At 71.1% G+C, this 18492-nt stretch carries 13 protein-coding genes; 6 read left to right on the top strand and 7 right to left on the bottom strand.

What is annotated here, in order from left to right; all coding sequences use genetic code 11:
• Nucleotides 1-77 precede the first annotated feature (77 nt).
• Nucleotides 78-833, top strand: a complete 756-nt coding sequence (locus AB0K02_RS28190; protein WP_365995346.1) for a response regulator transcription factor — start codon at nt 78-80, stop codon at nt 831-833.
• Nucleotides 834-856: 23 nt separating this feature from the next.
• Here AB0K02_RS28190 and AB0K02_RS28185 read toward each other — a convergent pair whose 3' ends face one another.
• Both AB0K02_RS28185 and AB0K02_RS28180 read right to left on the bottom strand, forming a co-directional pair.
• Nucleotides 857-2020 carry a crosslink repair DNA glycosylase YcaQ family protein gene (locus AB0K02_RS28185; RefSeq protein WP_365995345.1) on the bottom strand — a complete coding sequence of 388 codons (1164 nt, stop codon included), beginning with the start codon at nt 2018-2020 and terminating at the stop codon, nt 857-859.
• A gap of 48 nt (nt 2021-2068) precedes the next feature.
• Complete coding sequence (locus tag AB0K02_RS28180) at nt 2069-2644, bottom strand: GNAT family N-acetyltransferase (RefSeq protein ID WP_365995344.1); 576 nt, start codon at nt 2642-2644, stop codon at nt 2069-2071.
• 241 nt (nt 2645-2885) lie between these two features.
• On the opposite strand from AB0K02_RS28180, the gene secA reads away from it, so the two are divergent.
• A complete protein-coding gene (secA, locus tag AB0K02_RS28175; RefSeq protein WP_365995343.1) occupies nt 2886-5702 on the top strand; it encodes a preprotein translocase subunit SecA in 2817 nt (938 codons plus the stop codon).
• A 1077-nt stretch (nt 5703-6779) separates the two neighbouring features.
• Here secA and AB0K02_RS28170 read toward each other — a convergent pair.
• Nucleotides 6780-7211, bottom strand: a complete 432-nt coding sequence (locus AB0K02_RS28170) for an Rv3235 family protein (RefSeq protein ID WP_365995342.1) — start codon at nt 7209-7211, stop codon at nt 6780-6782.
• A 278-nt stretch (nt 7212-7489) separates the two neighbouring features.
• Here AB0K02_RS28170 and AB0K02_RS28165 point away from each other — a divergent pair, with 278 nt between their 5' ends.
• Both AB0K02_RS28165 and AB0K02_RS28160 read left to right on the top strand, forming a co-directional pair.
• Nucleotides 7490-7996 carry a hypothetical protein gene (locus AB0K02_RS28165; protein WP_365995341.1) on the top strand — a complete coding sequence of 169 codons (507 nt, stop codon included), beginning with the start codon at nt 7490-7492 and terminating at the stop codon, nt 7994-7996.
• Between the two features lie 84 nt (nt 7997-8080).
• Nucleotides 8081-8758 carry an HAD family hydrolase gene (locus AB0K02_RS28160; RefSeq protein WP_365995340.1) on the top strand — a complete coding sequence of 226 codons (678 nt, stop codon included), beginning with the start codon at nt 8081-8083 and terminating at the stop codon, nt 8756-8758.
• Nucleotides 8759-8794: 36 nt separating this feature from the next.
• On the opposite strand, the gene AB0K02_RS28155 is transcribed toward AB0K02_RS28160, so the two are convergent.
• On the bottom strand, nt 8795-9367 hold the full coding sequence (locus tag AB0K02_RS28155) for a DJ-1/PfpI family protein (protein ID WP_365995339.1): 573 nt from the start codon (nt 9365-9367) through the stop codon (nt 8795-8797).
• 367 nt (nt 9368-9734) lie between these two features.
• On the opposite strand from AB0K02_RS28155, the gene AB0K02_RS28150 reads away from it, so the two are divergent.
• Entirely contained in the window at nt 9735-14666 is a 4932-nt protein-coding gene (locus tag AB0K02_RS28150) for an NAD-glutamate dehydrogenase (RefSeq protein ID WP_365995338.1), read from the top strand.
• 311 nt (nt 14667-14977) lie between these two features.
• Here AB0K02_RS28150 and AB0K02_RS28145 read toward each other — a convergent pair whose 3' ends face one another.
• The 3 genes from AB0K02_RS28145 to AB0K02_RS28135 are packed head-to-tail and all read right to left on the bottom strand — an operon-like array spanning nt 14978 to nt 17661.
• Nucleotides 14978-15928, bottom strand: coding sequence for a serine/threonine-protein kinase (locus AB0K02_RS28145; RefSeq protein ID WP_365995337.1), 951 nt, complete (start codon nt 15926-15928; stop codon nt 14978-14980).
• Nucleotides 15929-15971: 43 nt separating this feature from the next.
• Entirely contained in the window at nt 15972-16751 is a 780-nt protein-coding gene (locus AB0K02_RS28140) for an ABC transporter ATP-binding protein (protein WP_365995335.1), read from the bottom strand.
• Nucleotides 16744-17661 carry an ABC transporter permease gene (locus AB0K02_RS28135; RefSeq protein ID WP_365995334.1) on the bottom strand — a complete coding sequence of 306 codons (918 nt, stop codon included), beginning with the start codon at nt 17659-17661 and terminating at the stop codon, nt 16744-16746. Before AB0K02_RS28135 ends, AB0K02_RS28140 begins: the two co-directional genes overlap by 8 nt.
• A 118-nt stretch (nt 17662-17779) precedes the next feature.
• On the opposite strand from AB0K02_RS28135, the gene AB0K02_RS28130 reads away from it, so the two are divergent.
• The gene (locus tag AB0K02_RS28130) at nt 17780-18397 is read left to right on the top strand and encodes a TetR/AcrR family transcriptional regulator (protein ID WP_365995333.1); all 618 of its coding nucleotides are present in this window, start codon (nt 17780-17782) and stop codon (nt 18395-18397) included.
• Nucleotides 18398-18492 lie beyond the last annotated feature (95 nt).

Raw genomic sequence — 18492 nt, 5'->3', positions numbered from 1 at the left:
AGCCAACGGATCTGCGTCGCACTGAGGTTGGCAGACCAGACATGATCTTCGGGCCACGGCCTTCAGGGGGAGGAACGATGGCGGACAGCTTCGGGCCGGTGCACAGCGAAACGGGCGGCCGCCCGGCAGTCGTCGACACCGAGGCGGAGGAGTCGCACGGCTCCGGCGAGGCCGAGCCGATCCGGGTGCTCGTGGTGGACGACCACGCGCTCTTCCGGCGAGGGCTGGAGATCGTCCTCAAGCAGGAGGAGGACATCCAGGTCGTGGGCGAGGCCGGCGACGGGGCCGAGGCGGTGGACAAGGCGGCCGACCTGCTGCCCGACATCGTGCTGATGGACGTGCGGATGCCCAAGCGCGGCGGTATCGAGGCATGCACCTCCATCAAGGAGGTGGCCCCCAGCGCCAAGATCATCATGCTGACGATCAGCGACGAGGAGGCCGACCTCTACGACGCGATCAAGGCCGGCGCCACGGGCTACCTCCTCAAGGAGATCTCCACGGACGAGGTCGCGACCGCGATCCGCGCCGTCGCCGACGGCCAGTCGCAGATCAGTCCTTCCATGGCCTCCAAGCTGCTCACCGAGTTCAAGTCGATGATCCAGCGCACCGACGAGCGCAGGCTGGTGCCCGCCCCCCGGCTGACCGACCGGGAGCTTGAGGTGCTCAAGCTCGTCGCCACGGGGATGAACAACCGCGACATCGCGAAGGAGTTGTTCATCTCCGAGAACACCGTGAAGAACCACGTCCGCAACATCCTGGAGAAGCTGCAGCTCCACTCCCGGATGGAGGCCGTGGTGTACGCGATGCGGGAGAAGATCCTCGAGATCCGCTGACACCCGCGGCGGTGCCGGGCGCGTCAGCCCAGGGCCCGGACCAGCTCCGCCGCGAGCTCGGGACGGTCGGCCTTCTCGACGCGGACGGCGTCGCACCCCACCCATTCGGCCGCCTCGCGCAGCGCCTGCGCCATCGGGGCGACCGCCCTGGGGCCGGCCAGGGACACCTGCCGGGCCACGAGCGTCCTGCCCTCGCGTGCCGGATCGACCCGGCCGAGGAGCCGCCCGCCCGCCAGCAGCGGCATCGCGAAGTACCCGTGGACGCGCTTCTGCTTGGGGACGTATGCCTCCAGGCGGTGGGTGAAGCCGAAGAGGCGCTCGGTGCGCGCCCGCTCCCAGATGAGCGAGTCGAACGGGGAGAGCAGCGTCGTCCGATGCCGGCCGCGCGGCGGGGACGCGAGGGCCGCGGGGTCGGCCCATGCCCGCTTGTCCCACCCCTCGACCGTGACCGGCACCAGACCTGAGTCCGCGACCACGGCGTCGAACTGCTCGCCCTTGAGCCGGTGGTAGTCCGCGATGTCCGCCCGGGTGCCCACGCCCAGGGCCTGGCCGGCCAGGCGGACGAGGCGGCGCAGGCACTCCGTGTCATCCAGGTCGTCGTGCAGGACGGCGTCCGGGATCGCCCGCTCCGCGAGGTCGTACACCCGCTTCCAGCTGCGCCGCTCGGTGCACACCACCTCCCCGTACATCAGCGCACGCTCGACGGCGACCTTGGAGGCGGACCAGTCCCACCACTCGCCGCCGTTCTTCGCGCCGCCCAACTCGGTCGCGGTGAGCGGGCCTTCGGCGCGCAGTTGCTTGATCACCGTGTCGTACGCGCCGTCCGGCAGGTCGTGGTGCCAGTGCGGGCGGGAGCGGTAGGCGCGGCGGCGGAAGGCGAAGTGCGGCCATTCCTCGACGGGGAGGATGCAGGCTGCGTGCGACCAGTACTCGAAGCCGTGGCTCTCCGTCCAGTACGCGTCCTCGACCGTCTTTCGGCCCACGGCGCCCAGACGCGCGTACGGGATGAGCTCGTGCGAGCGTGCCAGCACCGAGATCGTGTCCAGCTGCACCGCTCCGAGACGGCGCAGCACGCCGCGGACGCCACCGCGCCGGTCCGGCGCGCCGAGGAGCCCCTGGGCGCGCAGCGCGATGCGGCGCGCCTCGTCGGCGGACAGGTCGATGACGGGCGGTGGCAGCGTGGTCATGATGGGCACCCTAGAGGCCGCCACTGACAACCGGCCCGGGGCCTGTGGTCACGTACCGGAGGGCAGATAGGGGTGGGCACTCGTCAGGCCCAGATCGGAGGGCAGGAGGGAGCCGATCCACACGTCACGGAGGGTGCCCTTGTTGAGCAGGGCGGCGCGCAGCTCGCCCTCGATGCGGAATCCGGCCTTCTCGGCGACCGCGCGGGACCCCTTGTTCCCCACCTCGGCCCGCCATTCCAGCCGGGTGGCGCCGAGCCGCATGAAGGCCCAGTGCGAGACGGCGGCGACGGACTCGGCCATCACTCCGCGCCCGCGGTGCTCCTTGCCGGTCCAGAACCCGATCTCCCACGTGCCCGAGAAGGTGCGCAGAGTGACCGCGACCGAGGCCATCAGAGGCCCGCCCCCGCGCGGCAGCACGGCGAAGGTGCACATGGTGCTGTTGCTCCAGCCGTCCGGGACCATGTGTTCGGTGAACTCGACGGCGTGCTGTCGTTCGTACGGCGACGGAACCGTCGTCCACCGCTGGATGTCCGGGTCCTGGCAGGACTGGTAGACGGCCTCGGTGTCCTCGGCCGTGAAGGTACGCAGCAGCAGGCGCTCGGTGGTGAGTGTGATCGGCTCCATGCCGGGATTGTGGACACCTCCGCCGCCCGATGCGAGCACTTTTGGCCGCTCCCCGGCACCTTCGGCGCCTCCCGTGCGTTCTCCTGTGGGGCGGACGGCAGGGCCGCGTGACGATGGACCTCCCGACCCGGCGGTGTCCTCGCTTACGATGGCCGGTGCGGTGGGGACCACCTGCCGTGCCCGCGCCAGTGTCCGTCACACGACCCAGTGCCAGGCCCGACCGGCAAGGAGACCAGCCTCAGTGTCCGTCTTCAACAAGCTCATGCGTGCAGGCGAAGGCAAGATCCTGCGCAAACTGCACCGCATCGCGGACCAGGTCAACTCCATCGAAGAGGACTTCGTCAACCTCTCCGACGCCGAGTTGCGTGCGCTCACCGAGGAGTACAAGCAGCGTCACGCCGACGGCGAGAGCCTGGACGACCTGATGCCCGAGGCCTTCGCGACCGTCCGCGAGGCCGCCAAGCGCGTTCTCGGTCAGCGCCACTACGACGTCCAGCTGATGGGCGGCGCCGCGCTCCACCTCGGGTACGTGGCGGAGATGAAGACCGGTGAGGGCAAGACCCTCGTCGGTACGCTCCCCGCGTATCTGAACGCCCTGTCGGGCAAGGGCGTCCACCTGATCACGGTCAACGACTACCTCGCCGAGCGTGACTCGGAGCTGATGGGCCGGGTGCACAAGTTCCTCGGCCTGACCGTCGGCTGCATCCTGGCGAACATGACGCCCGCGCAGCGCCGCGAACAGTACAACTGCGACATCACGTACGGCACGAACAACGAGTTCGGCTTCGACTACCTGCGCGACAACATGGCGTGGTCCAAGGACGAACTGGTCCAGCGCGGTCACAACTTCGCCTGTGTCGACGAGGTCGACTCGATCCTCGTCGACGAGGCCCGTACGCCGCTGATCATCTCCGGGCCCGCCGATCAGGCCACCAAGTGGTACGGCGACTTCGCCAAGCTCGTGACGCGTCTCACCAAGGGCGAGCCGGGCAACCCGCTCAAGGGCATCGAGGAGACCGGCGACTACGAGGTCGACGAGAAGAAGCGCACCGTCGCGATTCACGAGGCGGGCGTCGCCAAGGTCGAGGACTGGCTGGGCATCGACAATCTCTACGAGTCGGTCAACACCCCGCTCGTCGGTTACCTGAACAACGCCATCAAGGCCAAGGAACTGTTCAAGAAGGACAAGGACTACGTCGTCCTGGACGGCGAAGTCATGATCGTCGACGAGCACACCGGCCGTATCCTCGCCGGCCGCCGCTACAACGAGGGCATGCACCAGGCGATCGAGGCGAAGGAAGGGGTGGACATCAAGGACGAGAACCAGACCCTCGCCACGATCACCCTGCAGAACTTCTTCCGCCTGTACGACAAGCTGTCCGGCATGACCGGTACGGCTATGACCGAGGCCGCCGAGTTCCACCAGATCTACAAGCTCGGCGTCGTGCCGATCCCGACCAACAAGCCGATGATCCGCAAGGACCAGTCGGACCTGATCTACCGGACCGAGGTGGCCAAGTTCGCGGCCGTCGTGGACGACATCGCGGAGAAGCACGAGAAGGGTCAGCCGATCCTCGTCGGCACCACCTCGGTCGAGAAGTCCGAGTACCTCTCGCAGCAGCTCAACAAGCGCGGTATCCAGCACGAGGTGCTCAACGCGAAGCAGCACGACCGTGAGGCGACGATCGTCGCCCAGGCCGGCCGCCGCGGCGCCGTCACCGTCGCCACCAACATGGCCGGCCGTGGTACCGACATCAAGCTCGGCGGCAACCCGGACGACCTCGCGGAGGCGGAGCTGCGCCAGCGCGGTCTCGACCCGGTCGAGCACGTCGAGGAGTGGGCCGCGGCCCTGCCCGCCGCGCTGGAGCGCGCCGAGGCGGCCGTGAAGGCGGAGCACGACGAGGTCAAGGAGCTCGGCGGGCTGTACGTGCTGGGCACCGAGCGGCACGAGTCGCGCCGTATCGACAACCAGCTGCGCGGTCGTTCCGGCCGTCAGGGCGACCCGGGCGAGTCCCGCTTCTACCTGTCGCTGGGCGACGACCTGATGCGACTGTTCAAGGCGCAGATGGTCGAGCGCGTCATGGCGATGGCGAACGTCCCGGACGACGTCCCGATCGAGAACAAGATGGTGACCCGGGCGATCGCCTCCGCGCAGTCGCAGGTCGAGCAGCAGAACTTCGAGACGCGCAAGAACGTCCTCAAGTACGACGAGGTGCTCAACCGTCAGCGCGAGGTCATCTACGGCGAGCGTCGGCGTGTCCTGGAGGGCGAGGACCTGCACGAGCAGGTGCGCCACTTCATGGACGACACCATCGACGACTACATCCGCCAGGAGACCGCCGAGGGCTTCGCGGAGGAGTGGGACCTCGAACGCCTGTGGAACGCGTTCAAGCAGCTCTACCCGGTGAAGGTCACGATCGAGGAGCTGGAGGACGAGGCGGGCGACCGGGCGGGCATCACCGCGGAGTTCATCGCCGAGACCATCAAGGAAGACATCCACGCGCAGTACGACGAGCGCGAGAAGCAGCTCGGCTCGGACATCATGCGTGAGCTGGAGCGTCGCGTGGTCCTGTCCGTGCTGGACCGCAAGTGGCGCGAGCACCTCTACGAGATGGACTACCTCCAGGAGGGCATCGGCCTGCGCGCGATGGCGCAGAAGGACCCGCTGGTCGAGTACCAGCGTGAGGGCTTCGACATGTTCACCGCGATGATGGAGGGCATCAAGGAGGAGTCCGTCGGCTACCTGTTCAACCTGGAGGTCCAGGTCGAGCAGCAGGTCGAGGAAGTCCCGGTGCAGGACGCCGCCGAGAAGACGTCGCTGGCCAAGGAGGACGCGGTGCCCGCGGGCGCGGCGCGTCCGGAGATCCGTGCGAAGGGCCTGGAGGCCCCGCAGCGTCCGGACCGCCTGCACTTCTCGGCGCCGACGGTGGACGGCGAGGGCGGCGTCGTCGAGGGCGACTTCGAGAACGACGGCGGGCCGCGGTCCGAGACGGACGGCATGACCCGCGCGGAGCGCCGCAAGGCGGCGAAGGGCGGCGGCCGCCGCCGCAAGAAGTAGCGCGGCGGGTTGATCGATCCGGGGCCGGACACCGAGGGGTGTCCGGCCCCGGTGTCGTGTGGGGCCCCGGCACCAGCGGAGGGGGCTCGGCCTGCCTGGTGGAGGGCTTCGTGCGCCCGGTGACGTCCTGGTCCCCGTGGAGGCCGCGCTGGGGCTTCTTGGACCGGCGGGTCCGGGAGGTGGGCCTCGGGGCCCGGGGGCGGCACTCCGCTGCGTGCGTGCGTGCGTGCGTGGGCCGGGCCTCGGCCGAACGCGCGTCGGCTGTCGACGGCCCCTCCTGCCCTGTGGTGACGGCGGAGCCCATCGAGTGTCCGGGCGGCGGCTGGGTCGGCGCGTCGCCCTCTGGCGAGCGCGCCCCGCCTCGTCGGCGGGCTGCGCCTGGGCTACCAGGTCTGTCCCCGCCGACCGCGCCACGGGGGCCGGGGCCTTGCCGACGCGACGGGTTGCGCCATGGCCTACGCCAGCGGGCCGGGTCCCCGCGACTGCGCGGCCGCTGGCGCCCTGCCGACGTGACGGGCTGCGCCGCGGCCCGCGCCCAGGGGGTGGCACCGACGGCAGGGTCCACCACCGCACGCCGCTGGAGAACCAGCCCGGCCAACGGCTGCTCCTCGCCCCAAGGCGGGGCCCGCACCTGCGCCGTACCACCGGGCGGTCCCGTACCCGGCCCGTCCGGTCGGTCGTGCCGCGAGTGTGCCCGGCACCTGTGGCGGTGCGAGGTGCGAGCCCGGTTCCGCAGCCGGGCCCGTCCGGCGAGGCGTGCCGGGTGCGTGCCCGGTGCGTGCGGCGGGTGCGAGGTTCGAGCCCGGTTCCGCAGCCGGGCCCGTCCGGCGAGGCGTGCCGGGTGCGTGCCCGGCGCGTGTGGCGGGTGCGAGGTCCGAGCCCGGTTCCGCAGCCGGGCCGGTTCGGTCAGGCGTGTCCCGGCACCTGTGGCGGGTGCGAGGTCCGAGCCGGTCGGTCGCGTCGGCACGCGTCTGTGTCCGCGTCGGCCAAGGCGGTCCCGCTTGGGCGGGTCGCGGAGCCGCAATCAGGGCCGCCACCCCAGCGGACCGGGCCGCGTTCGCGGTCCGGCCCGCCCCGTCAGGCGCGGCCCTCCGTCGCGTTGCGTTCGCCGCCCAGTTCCACCGCTGCGCAGCGCCAGCGGCGGTCCGAGCCCTGCTCCAGGCGGAACGCCATCGCGCTGACCCGGTCGCCCGAGCCGATGCGGGCGAACGCCTCGATCACGCCCGGGCCCGGGTGGAACTCGCCGCAGTGGCGGACGACCGGCATGACGCGGTCCGCCGGGCGCAGCGGCGCTCCCGGGGCCAGGTGGACCAGTTGCTCGTACGCCTCGCCGATCGTGTGCCCGAGCATCCAGTGGACCGGGCGCTGGCCGCTCAGGACCGCCAGCAGGCGGTCGGCGAACCAGTAATGCGGTTTGTGCTGCCTGCCTCGTGCGCGGGTCAGCGCCGTGGCCGCCGCCGCGGCGGGCCTTCGCTGGTCGCGTCGGCCTGCGGGCCGGGTCCTGTCCATGCAGATCGCCCCCGATGTGCCTGGCTCCCCAAGGGATACCGGTAAGTAGCTTCGACGGGGAACTTGTACGGCGCGCGCGGACCGGCCGCAACAACCCCGGCGCTCCGGTCGGCTGCCCTGGGGGATCACCTATCAGGGTGGACCTGCCCATGGCACGCCTGGGCGCGCGTCGTGCCGGAAGTGCGCGCGGTGGACGCCCTGAGAGGCCCCGGCGGCCCCCCGAAGGGGGACGTCGCACGTATCCTGAGGGCGCATTCCGACTACGAAAGCGGCCAGCCATGCGCGTCTACGTCCCCCTGACCCTTCCCGGTCTCGCAGAGGCGCACAAGACGGGCGAGCTCGGCCCCGGCCCGCTGTCCGCGTACGCCGTCACCCCGGGCCTGCGCGAGTGGTACGTCTCCGACGACATCGAGGAGTTGGAGTACGCGGCGCTCAGCCGTGCCGCCGCCGCCTCCCTGCGCCTGCTGGCAGGTGCCCCCGAGGCCGCCCGCCGCCGTGTCGTCGTCGCCGTCGACGTGCGCGACCAGGACGCGGTCGCCGATCCCGACCGGGTCCTCGACGCGAGCGCGCTCGGCGAGGTCCGTATCGCCGACGCCGTTCCCCTGTCCAAGGCCGCCGCCGTCCATGTCGACGCCGACGACGCCGTGGCCGACGTGACCGCGGCGGTGGACGCGCTCGGCGCCGCCGACCACGGGGACGACGACGCCCAGTTCACCGTCGACGGCGCCGAGGACCACGAGCTGCTCTGGTACGGCGTGCAGGAGATCCCGAACATCGTCGGCTGAGAGACGGCCCGAGCCCCGTGGCCGTACCCGGCCCCAAGAGGGCTCGAGCCTCGTTGTCGTACCCGGCCGGTACCGTTTCCCGCCATGGGGACTTCGGGGCACCACAGCGCCCACCTGGTGTGGGACTGGAACGGCACACTGCTCGACGACATCGCCGCGGTCATCGAGGCGACCAATGCCGCCTTCGCGGAAACAGGGCTCGAGCAGATCACGCTCGAGCGCTACCGCGAGCTGTACTGCGTGCCCGTCCCGCGCTTCTACGAGCGCTTGATGGGCCGGTCGCCCACGGACGCCGAGTGGCTCGTCATGGACGCCGCCTTCCACAAGCACTACTGGGCGAGGGCCGACGCATGCGGTCTGGCGGCGGGCGCCGCCGAGCTGCTCGCGGGGCGGCAGCAGTCCGGACTGACCCAGTCGCTGCTGTCCCTGGCCCCGCACGAGCACCTGATACCGATCGTGCGCCGGCACGGCATCGAGGAGCGGTTCGTCCGGGTGGACGGGCGCGTCGGCGCCTCGACCACGGGCAAGGCGGAGCACATGGTGCGCCATCTGGCCGCCCTGGAGGGCGTGACGCCCGACCGCGTCGTGGTCATCGGTGACGCGGTGGACGACGCCGTGGCGGCGGGCCACGTCGGGGCGAAGGCCGTGCTCTACACGGGCGGATCGCACAGCAGGGGCAGCCTCGAGAAGGCGGGGGTGCCGGTGGTGGACTCGCTGCAGGAGGCCGTGGCCGTGGCGGAGGAGCTCGTGACGGCGGGATAGCCGCCCGGCCGGGGCCGGGCGGCGGTGGCCCGCCCGTCAGTCGCGCGTGACGGGCGCCTTCTCGCGCAGCACCTCGAGGAACGCGCGCATCCAGGCCGGGTGGTCCGGCCATGCTCGCGACGAGACGAGGGTGCCGTCGACGACGGCATCCGCGTCCTTGAACGACGCTCCGGCCGCCTGCATGTCGAGTTCCAGAGCGGGATACGCGGTCACCCGGCGGCCCTCCACGCCGCCGATCGCCGCCGTGAGCAGGGGACCGTGGCAGATCTGCGCCACGGGCTTGTCCGCGTCGAAGAAGGCCTTGAGAATCTTGCGCAGCTCGGCGTCGTTGCGCAGGTACTCCGGGGCGCGCCCACCGGGGATGACGACGGCGGCGTACGCCCCGGTGTCGACCTCGGAGAAGGCCAGATCGGCCGGCCAGGTGTAGCCCGGCTTCTCGGTGTAGGTGTCGAAGCCCGGCTCGAAATCGTGCACGACGAACTGGAGCTTCTTGCGGGTGGGTGCCGCGATGTGCACCTCGTACCCCTCCTCCAGCAGCCGCTGGTAGGGGTAGAGGACTTCCAGCGACTCGGCGGCGTCCCCGGTGACGATGAGGATCTTCGTGGTCATGGCTGCTCCCGGTGAGTGGTTGCCAGAAGGGCCTGTGTCGCTGTCCAGAGTGTCAAACTTCCGGGCCCTCTTTTGTACACATACGGCTCATGACGGTTCGGGGGTCAGGGGCGATAGCCTGGGGGCGTGATCAGCGCGATACGCCGTGGGGGCAGCGAAGCCCCCGGCCTGCGCCCGGAGTGCCACCGTGCCCGGGCGATACCTGATCTTCTCTGTCCGGCCTTCCCGCCTCAATCGGCTGAAAACGGATCGGACATCTCTCATCGCGGCATAACGTCGACTGCGACCGGACACCCCGCGTCGTGGCGTTCCGCCGCAGCATCTTTCACCTACGTCACGCAACGGCGCGCGACAGGAGCCAGAGGACATGCAGACCAAGCTGGACGAAGCCAAGGCCGAGCTGCTCGCACGGGCTGCCCGGGTAGCTGAGAACAGCCCGGTCGGGGGGCACCTTCCGACTGCGGCCGAGCAGGGGAAGCGTCCCGACCGGGACACCGTGCTCTCGTTCCTCCAGCGCTACTACCTGCACACCGCTCCCGAGGACCTCACCGACCGTGACCCGGTCGACGTCTTCGGTGCGGCGCTTTCCCACTACCGGCTCGCCGAGAACCGCCCCCAGGGCACGGCGAACGTCCGGGTCCACACCCCGACCGTGGAAGAGAACGGGTGGACCTGCAGCCACTCCGTCGTCGAGGTCGTCACCGACGACATGCCCTTCCTCGTCGACTCGGTCACCAATGAGCTCTCCCGGCAGGGCCGCGGCATCCACGTCGTGATCCACCCGCAGGTCGTCGTCCGCCGCGATGTGACCGGCAGGCTCATCGAGGTGCTGCCGGCCGAGCCGAGCGCCACGGGCCTGCCGCACGACGCGCTGGTCGAGTCCTGGATCCACGTCGAGATCGACCGCGAGACCGACCGCGCCGACCTGAAGCAGATCACCGCCGACCTGCTGCGCGTCCTGTCCGACGTCCGCGAGGCCGTCGAGGACTGGGAGAAGATGCGCGACAGCGCGCTGCGCATCGCCGACGAGCTGCCGAACGAGCCGACCGCCGACGACCTGCGCGAGCAGGATGTCGAGGAGGCCCGCGAGCTGCTGCGCTGGCTCGCCGCCGACCACTTCACGTTCCTCGGCTACCGCGAGTACGAGCTCACCGACTCCGACGCGCTGGCCGCCGTCCCCGGCACCGGCCTCGGCATCCTGCGCTCCGACCCGCACCACAGCGAGGACGAGGCGCACCCGGTCAGCCCCTCGTTCAGCAGGCTCCCCGCCGACGCCCGCGCCAAGGCCCGTGAGCACAAGCTGCTCGTCCTGACGAAGGCCAACAGCCGCGCCACCGTGCACCGGCCGTCCTACCTGGACTACGTCGGCGTCAAGAAGTTCGACGCCGAGGGCAACGTCGTGGGTGAGCGCCGCTTCCTCGGCCTGTTCTCCTCCGCCGCGTACACCGAGTCCGTGCGCCGCGTCCCCGTCATCCGCCGCAAGGTCGACGAGGTCCTCCAGGGCGCCGGCTTCGCGCCCAGCAGTCACGACGGCCGCGACCTGCTGCAGATCCTCGAGACGTACCCGCGCGACGAGCTGTTCCAGACCCCGCCCGACGAGCTGCGCGAGATCGTCACCAGCGTCCTGTACCTGCAGGAGCGCCGCCGGCTGCGGCTGTACCTGCGCCAGGAGGAGTACGGCCGGTACTACTCGGCCCTCGTCTACCTGCCGCGCGACCGCTTCAACACCACCGTCCGCGAGCGCCTGACCGGCATCCTCAAGGAGGAGCTGGGCGGCACCAGCGTCGACTTCACCCTCATGAGCACCGAGTCGGTGCTCACCCGGCTGCACTTCGTCGTGCGCGTCGCGACCGGCACCGAGCTGACCCACCTCACCGACGCCGACAAGGAGCGCATCGAGGCCCGGCTGGTCGAGGCCGCCCGCTCCTGGGCCGACGGCTTCGCCGAGGCGCTCAACGCGGAGACCGGCGAGGAGCGCGCCGCGGAGCTGCTGCGCAAGTACAGCAACGCCTTCCCCGAGGGCTACAAGGCCGACCACTCGCCGCGCTCCGCCGTCGCCGACCTGGTCAACCTGGAGCAGCTCACGAGCTCCGGCCGCGACTTCGCGCTCTCCCTCTACGAGCCGGTGGGCGCCGCGCCGGGCGAGCGCCGCTTCAAGATCTACCGGATCGGCGACCAGGTCTCCCTCTCCGCCGTGCTGCCGGTCCTCAACCGGCTCGGCGTCGAAGTGATCGACGAGCGTCCCTACGAGCTGCGCTGCGCCGACCGCACGCACGCGTGGATCTACGATTTCGGCCTGCGCATGCCGCACTCCGGCAACGGCGACTACCTCGCCGACGACGCCCGCGAGCGGTTCCAGGACGCGTTCGCCGCGGTGTGGACCGGCCAGGCCGAGAACGACGGCTTCAACTCCCTGGTGCTGGGCGCCGGTCTGAACTGGCGTGAGGCCATGGTGCTGCGCGCGTACGCGAAGTACCTGCGCCAGGCCGGCTCGACCTTCAGCCAGGACTACATGGAGGACACCCTCCGCAACAACGTCCACACCACCCGCCTGCTGGTCTCCCTCTTCGAGGCCCGGATGTCGCCGGACCGCCAGCGTGCGGGCACCGAGCTGACCGACGGACTGCTGGAGGAGCTGGACGGCGCGCTCGACCAGGTCGCCTCGCTCGACGAGGACCGCATCCTGCGCTCCTTCCTCACCGTCATCAAGGCGACGCTGCGCACCAACTTCTTCCAGAAGACGGAGGACGGCGGGCTGCACGGCTACGTGTCGATGAAGTTCGACCCGCAGGCCATCCCGGACCTGCCGGCTCCGCGCCCCGCCTTCGAGATCTGGGTGTACTCGCCGCGCGTCGAGGGCGTGCACCTGCGCTTCGGCAAGGTCGCGCGAGGCGGTCTGCGCTGGTCCGACCGGCGCGAGGACTTCCGTACGGAGATCCTCGGCCTGGTGAAGGCGCAGATGGTCAAGAACACCGTGATCGTGCCGGTCGGCGCGAAGGGCGGCTTCGTCGCCAAGCAGCTCCCGGACCCGTCCGTTGACCGTGACGCCTGGCTCGCCGAGGGCATCGCCTGCTACCGGACCTTCATCTCGGCGCTGCTCGACATCACCGACAACATGGTCGCGGGCGAGGTCGTCCCGCCGGCGCAGGTCGTCCGGCACGACGAGGACGACACCTACCTGGTGGTGGCCGCCGACAAGGGCACCGCGTCGTTCTCCGACATCGCCAACGAGGTCGCCGTCTCCTACGACTTCTGGCTCGGCGACGCCTTCGCCTCGGGCGGCTCCGCCGGTTACGACCACAAGGGCATGGGCATCACGGCCCGCGGCGCGTGGGAGTCCGTCAAGCGGCACTTCCGCGAGCTGGGCCACGACACCCAGACCCAGGACTTCACGGTCGTGGGCGTCGGCGACATGTCCGGTGACGTGTTCGGCAACGGCATGCTGCTGAGCGAGCACATCCGGCTCGTCGCGGCCTTCGACCACCGGCACATCTTCATCGACCCGACGCCGGACGCGGCCGTCTCGTACGCCGAGCGGCGCCGGCTCTTCGAGCTGCCGCGCTCCTCGTGGGCGGACTACAACACGGAGCTGCTGTCGCACGGCGGCGGCATCCACCCGCGCACCGCCAAGTCGATCCCGGTCAACGCGGCGATGCGCGAGGCACTCGGCATCGATTCAGGCGTCTCCAAGCTGACGCCCGCCGAGCTGATGAAGGCCATCCTGAAGGCGCCGGTCGACCTGCTGTGGAACGGCGGCATCGGCACGTACGTCAAGGCGTCGACCGAGTCGCACGCCGATGTCGGCGACAAGGCCAACGACGCGATCCGAGTCAACGGCGAGGACCTGCGGGTCCGCGTCGTCGGCGAGGGCGGCAACCTCGGTCTGACCCAGTTGGGCCGTATCGAGTTCGACCGCCACGGCGGCAAGGTCAACACGGACGCGATCGACAACAGCGCCGGTGTGGACACCTCCGACCACGAGGTGAACATCAAGATCCTGCTCAACGGGCTGGTCTCGGACGGTGATCTGACGGTCAAGCAGCGCAACCACCTGCTGGCGAAGATGACGGACGAGGTCGGCGCGCTCGTCCTGCGCAACAACTACGCGCAGAACGTCGCCCTCGCGAACGCGGTCACGCAGTCGCCGTCCCTGCTCCACGCCCACCAGCGCTTCATGCGGCGCCTGGAGCGGGACGGGCACCTGGACCGGGCGCTGGAGTTCCTGCCCAACGACCGCCACGTCCGCGAGCTGCTGAACGCCGGCAAGGGGCTCAGCCAGCCGGAGCTTGCCGTGCTGCTGGCGTACACCAAGATCACGGTGGCCGACGAGCTGATCCGTACGTCGCTGCCGGACGACCCGTACCTGCGCCGGCTGCTGCACGCGTACTTCCCGAAGCCGCTGCGCGAGCAGTACGGCGACGCGATCGACACGCACGCGCTGCGACGCGAGATCATCACCACGGTGCTGGTCAACGACACGGTGAACACCGGCGGTTCGACCTTCCTGCACCGCCTGCGGGAGGAGACCGGCGCGTCGATCGAGGAGATCGTGCGGGCGCAGACCGCGGCCCGCGAGATCTTCGGTCTCGGCGCGGTGTGGGACGCGGTGGAGGCTCTGGACAACACGGTCGCCGCCGACGTCCAGACGCGTATCCGGCTGCACTCGCGCCGGCTCGTCGAGCGCGGCACGCGCTGGCTGCTGGGCAACCGGCCGCAGCCGCTGGAGCTGGCCGAGACCGTCGACTTCTTCGCCGAGCGGGTGGAGGACGTGTGGGCCTCGCTGCCGAAGATGCTGCGCGGCGCGGACCTCGAGTGGTACCAGGGCATCCTGGACGAGCTCACCTCGGCGGGTGTCCCTGAGGACCTCGCGCTGCGGGTGGCCGGGTTCTCGTCGGCGTTCCCGACGCTGGACATCGTGGCGATCGCGGACCGTACGGGGCAGGAGCCGCTGGCGGTGGCCGAGGTGTACTACGACCTCGCCGACCGGCTCTCGATCACGCAGCTGATGGACCGGATCATCGAGCTGCCGCGGGCGGACCGCTGGCAGTCGATGGCCCGCGCCTCGATCCGCGAGGACCTGTACGCGGCGCACGCGGCGCTGACGGCGGACGTTCTGTCGGTGGGCAACGGCAGCTCGACGCCGGAGGAGCGGTTCAAGGCCTGGGAGCAGAAGAACGCGGCGCTGCTGGGGCGGGCGCGGTCGACGCTCGACGAGATCCAGGGGTCGGACACGTTCGATCTGGCGAATCTGTCGGTGGCGATGCGGACGATGCGGCAGCTGCTGCGGGCGCACCGCTGACGGGGTGTCCTGGGCGGGGTGGGTTTCCCCCACCCCGCCCTTTCCCGTAACTGGGGCTGCGCCCCGGACCCCCTGTGCGTGCCGGGGCGTGGGCCCCACGCCCCGGCGGCGGCTTCGCGCCGCGGGCGGCTTGCAGTGCCCCTAGTTCCTGCAAGTGCCGGCCGGCATGGGCCGTGCCGCTGGGCGCGACCGCGCCCGCTCAAGGGGGGCGCGCCAGGCCAGCGGCGCCGGGTGCGTTCGTGAAGGGGAGCGGGTGCCCTACGGCGGCTCCGGGTGGTGGCTGGGTGGTGCCGGCCGGCCGTGGTCGGGGGTCAGCGCCAGGGGGAGGTGCGCGGGTCCGGGGGGTGGGTGGAGCGGTGGATCGCGGTGACCGCCGCCGCTACGGACCGCGGCAGCCAGTCCGGGGAGTGGTGGGACGGCGTGCACGGGGACGCCACCTCGTCGGCCGCCGGGCGGTCCTCCGGGCGGGGCGCGAGCGTGGCGGTCAGCAGGCGGCGCAGCGGTTCGGGGTGGGCGCTCAGGTCCGGGGGTTCGTGGGCCGTGCCCGCGATGCGGGTCGCGACGACCAGGCCGCCGCCCTCGCCGTACGGGTGGCGTCCCGTCGCCGCCTCCGCGGCGACGAGGCCGAGCGTGAACACGTCCGACGCGGGTGTCAGCGCCCGGCCCAGCGCATGCTCCGGGGACATGTACTTCGGCGTCCCGACCATCCGCCCCACCGTCGTCAGGGCGGACGTGCCTTCCCCGGACTCCGTCCGTGCCCAGCCCCGCGCGATGCCGAAGTCGAGCAGCCACGGTCCCTGCGCCGTCAGCAGCAGGTTGGCGGGCTTCACGTCCCGGTGGACCAGCCCGGCCGCGTGCACCGCGCTCAGCGCCCGGGCGGCGCAGGCCGTCAGCCGCAGGACGCAGTCGAGCGGCAGCGGCCCGAACTCGCCGAGCGCCTCGTCGAGAGGCAGGCCCGGCACGTAACGGGTGGCGAGCCACGGGCGTTCCGCGTCCGCGTCGTGGTCCACGACGGGCACCAGATGGTGGCCCTGGACCGCGCGCGCCGCCTCCACCTCGCGGGCGAAGCGGCGCCGGAACTTCTCGTTCTCGGCGTGCTCACGGCGGATCAGCTTCAGCGCGACGGGCAGGCCGTCGTCGCGGCCGCGGGTGAGGAAGACCGTTCCCATGCCGCCTTCGCCGATACGGGCCGTGAGGACGTATCCCGCGACCTCCCGCGGGTCCTCGTCCCGCAACGGCTCCGGCCCACGCGTGCCCCTCATCCCGACCCCCTCGCCGACGGCAGGGGAGCCTACCCCGCAGCCGTCACTTCCTCCCTCCGGTGAACTCCTCGTACGCCGCCACGACTTCCTTCGCGGGCCCGTCCATCCGCAGGACTCCCGCCTCCAGCCAGATCGCGCGGTCGCAGGTCTCGGTGATCGTCGAGTTGCTGTGGCTGACCAGGAAGACCGTGCCGGCCTCCTTGCGCAGTTCCTCGATGCGCTGTTGGCTGCGGCGGCGGAAGCGGGCGTCGCCCGTGGACAGGGCCTCGTCGATCAGCAGGACGTCGTGGCTCTTGGCGGCGGCGATGGAGAAGCGCAGCCGGGCGCCCATGCCGGAGGAGTAGGTGCGCATCGGCAGCGAGATGAAGTCGCCCTTCTCGTTGATGCCGGAGAAGTCGACGATGTCGTCGTACCGTTCGCGGATCTGCTCACGGGTCATGCCCATCGCGAGGCCGCCGAGGACGACGTTGCGTTCGCCGGTCAGGTCGGACATGAGGGCCGCGTTGACGCCGAGGAGCGAGGGCTGACCCTGGGTGAAGACCTTGCCCTTCGCGGTGGGCAGCAGCCCCGCGATGGCCTTGAGCAGGGTGGACTTGCCCGAGCCGTTGCTGCCGATGAGGCCGATCGCCTCGCCCTTGTACGCGGCGAAGCTGACGCCCTTGACGGCGTGCACCTCCCGCACGCCGGGCGTGGCGCGGCGCGAGACGATCCGGCTGAGCGCGGAGGTGGCGCTGCCCCTGCCGGTGCGGGCGCCGTTGACCTTGTACGTGATGTGGACGCCGTCGACGACGACGGTCGGGACGGGCTCTGCCGGATCAGCCACGGCCGTACCGCTCCTCTGCCTTCCAGAAGTACAGGAAACCGCCTGCGCCGGTGACGGCGGCCCAGAGCGCGGCCGCGGCCCACACGTGCGGGGGCAGCCGGTCGGCGGTGAAGGACTCGATGAACGCGAAGCGCACGAGGTCGATGTAGAGCGCGGCCGGGTTGTACCGGACCAGGACGGCCACGAGGTGGGGCAGCCGGTCGCTGCCGAGGACCTTGTCGATGGACCACATCACGCCGGACGCGTACATCCACGTGCGCAGGACGAACGGCATGAGCTGGGCGACGTCCGGGGTGCGGGCGGCGATCCGGGCCATGGCCATCGACAGGCCGGTGTTGAAGGCGGCCTGGAGGACGAGCGCGGGGATCGCGAGCAGCCAGGAGGGCATCGGGAACTCGCCGAGGCACAACAGGATGGCGACGAGCGCGCCGAGCGAGAAGAGCAGTTGTTGGAGCTGCTGGAGGGCGAGCGCGATGGGCAGGGAGGCGCGGGGGAAGTGCAGCGCGCGCACGAGCCCGATGTTGCCGGAGATGGCGCGGGTGCCGGACATGATCGAGTTCGCGGTGAACGTCCAGATGAAGACGCCCGTGACGAGGAACGGTACGAAGTCGGGGACGTCGTCGCCGATGCCGAGCAGCTTGCCGAAGATCAGGTAGTAGACGGCGGCGTTGAGCAGCGGGGTCGCGAGCTGCCAGACCTGGCCGAGGCGCGCCTGGCTGTACTGGGCGGTGAGCTTGGCCGTGGCGAAGGCGGTGATGAAGTGCCGCCGCGACCAGAGCCGGCGGAGGTACGCGCCGAGGGAGGGCCGGGCACCGCTGACGGTCAAGCCGTGGCGGGCGGCGAGCGCGGCGAGGTCGGTGGGCGGAGCGGGGGCGGCTGAGGAAGGCCGGGACGGGATGGCTGTGGTCACGCGGGAGTCGCTTTCGAGGTGACGGCGGAAAGCAGTTCGACGGAACGGGACCGTATCGTCGCTACGGCGAGGGTAGGACGGCCCCGCGTCGGAACGCAACCGTTTCGTCGTCACGGGTATGCTTCCGGCCATGCCTACGGACTCCGGAACCCCGCGCCGCGCCCCGGCAGGAGCCGCCGTGCTCCGCGAGGAGGTGACGGACGCGATCCGCAAAGCCGTCTTCGAGGAGCTGGCGGCGGTCGGCTTCGCGCGCATGTCGATCGAGGGGATCGCGCGGCGGGCGGGCGTCGGCAAGACGGCCGTCTACCGGCGCTGGAAGTCGAAGCTGTCGCTGGTGCTGGACCTGGTCTCGGCCGTCGCCGTCCAGGGCCTGCCCGCACCGTCGACCGGCTCCCTCCACGGGGACGTGCGAGCGCTCCTGGAGGTGGCGGCGCACGCGTTGCGGCACCCCGTCGCCTCGCAGGTCATCCCCGACCTGCTGGTGGAGTCGGCGCGCAACCCCGAGATCGCGGACGCGATCAAGGCGGCCCTGCTGGACAGCCAGCAGGGCGTGGCGGCGGTGGTCGTCCGCGAAGCGGTCGCCCGCGGTGAACTCCCCGAGGGCACGGACGCGGACAGGGCCCTCGACCTGATCGTGGGACCGCTGTACTGGCGGCTGGTGGTGGTGCGGGGCGGGCTGCCGAAGGGATACCTGGACGGGCTGGCGAGGGCGGCGGTGGCGGCGCTCAAGGCGTGAGCCCCGGCAGGGCGCCGCGGGTCCGTGCTCGGCGCACGTGAGCGATTGCCGGCCACGAGGAGGCGTACGCGGCGTTCCGCCGGGTTGTTCCGCGA

The organism is Streptomyces sp. NPDC049597, from assembly GCF_040675505.1.
GTDB lineage: Bacteria > Actinomycetota > Actinomycetes > Streptomycetales > Streptomycetaceae > Streptomyces.
Note: the sequence above shows the minus strand (reverse complement) of the source record. Positions and strands in the feature narration are given on the sequence as shown.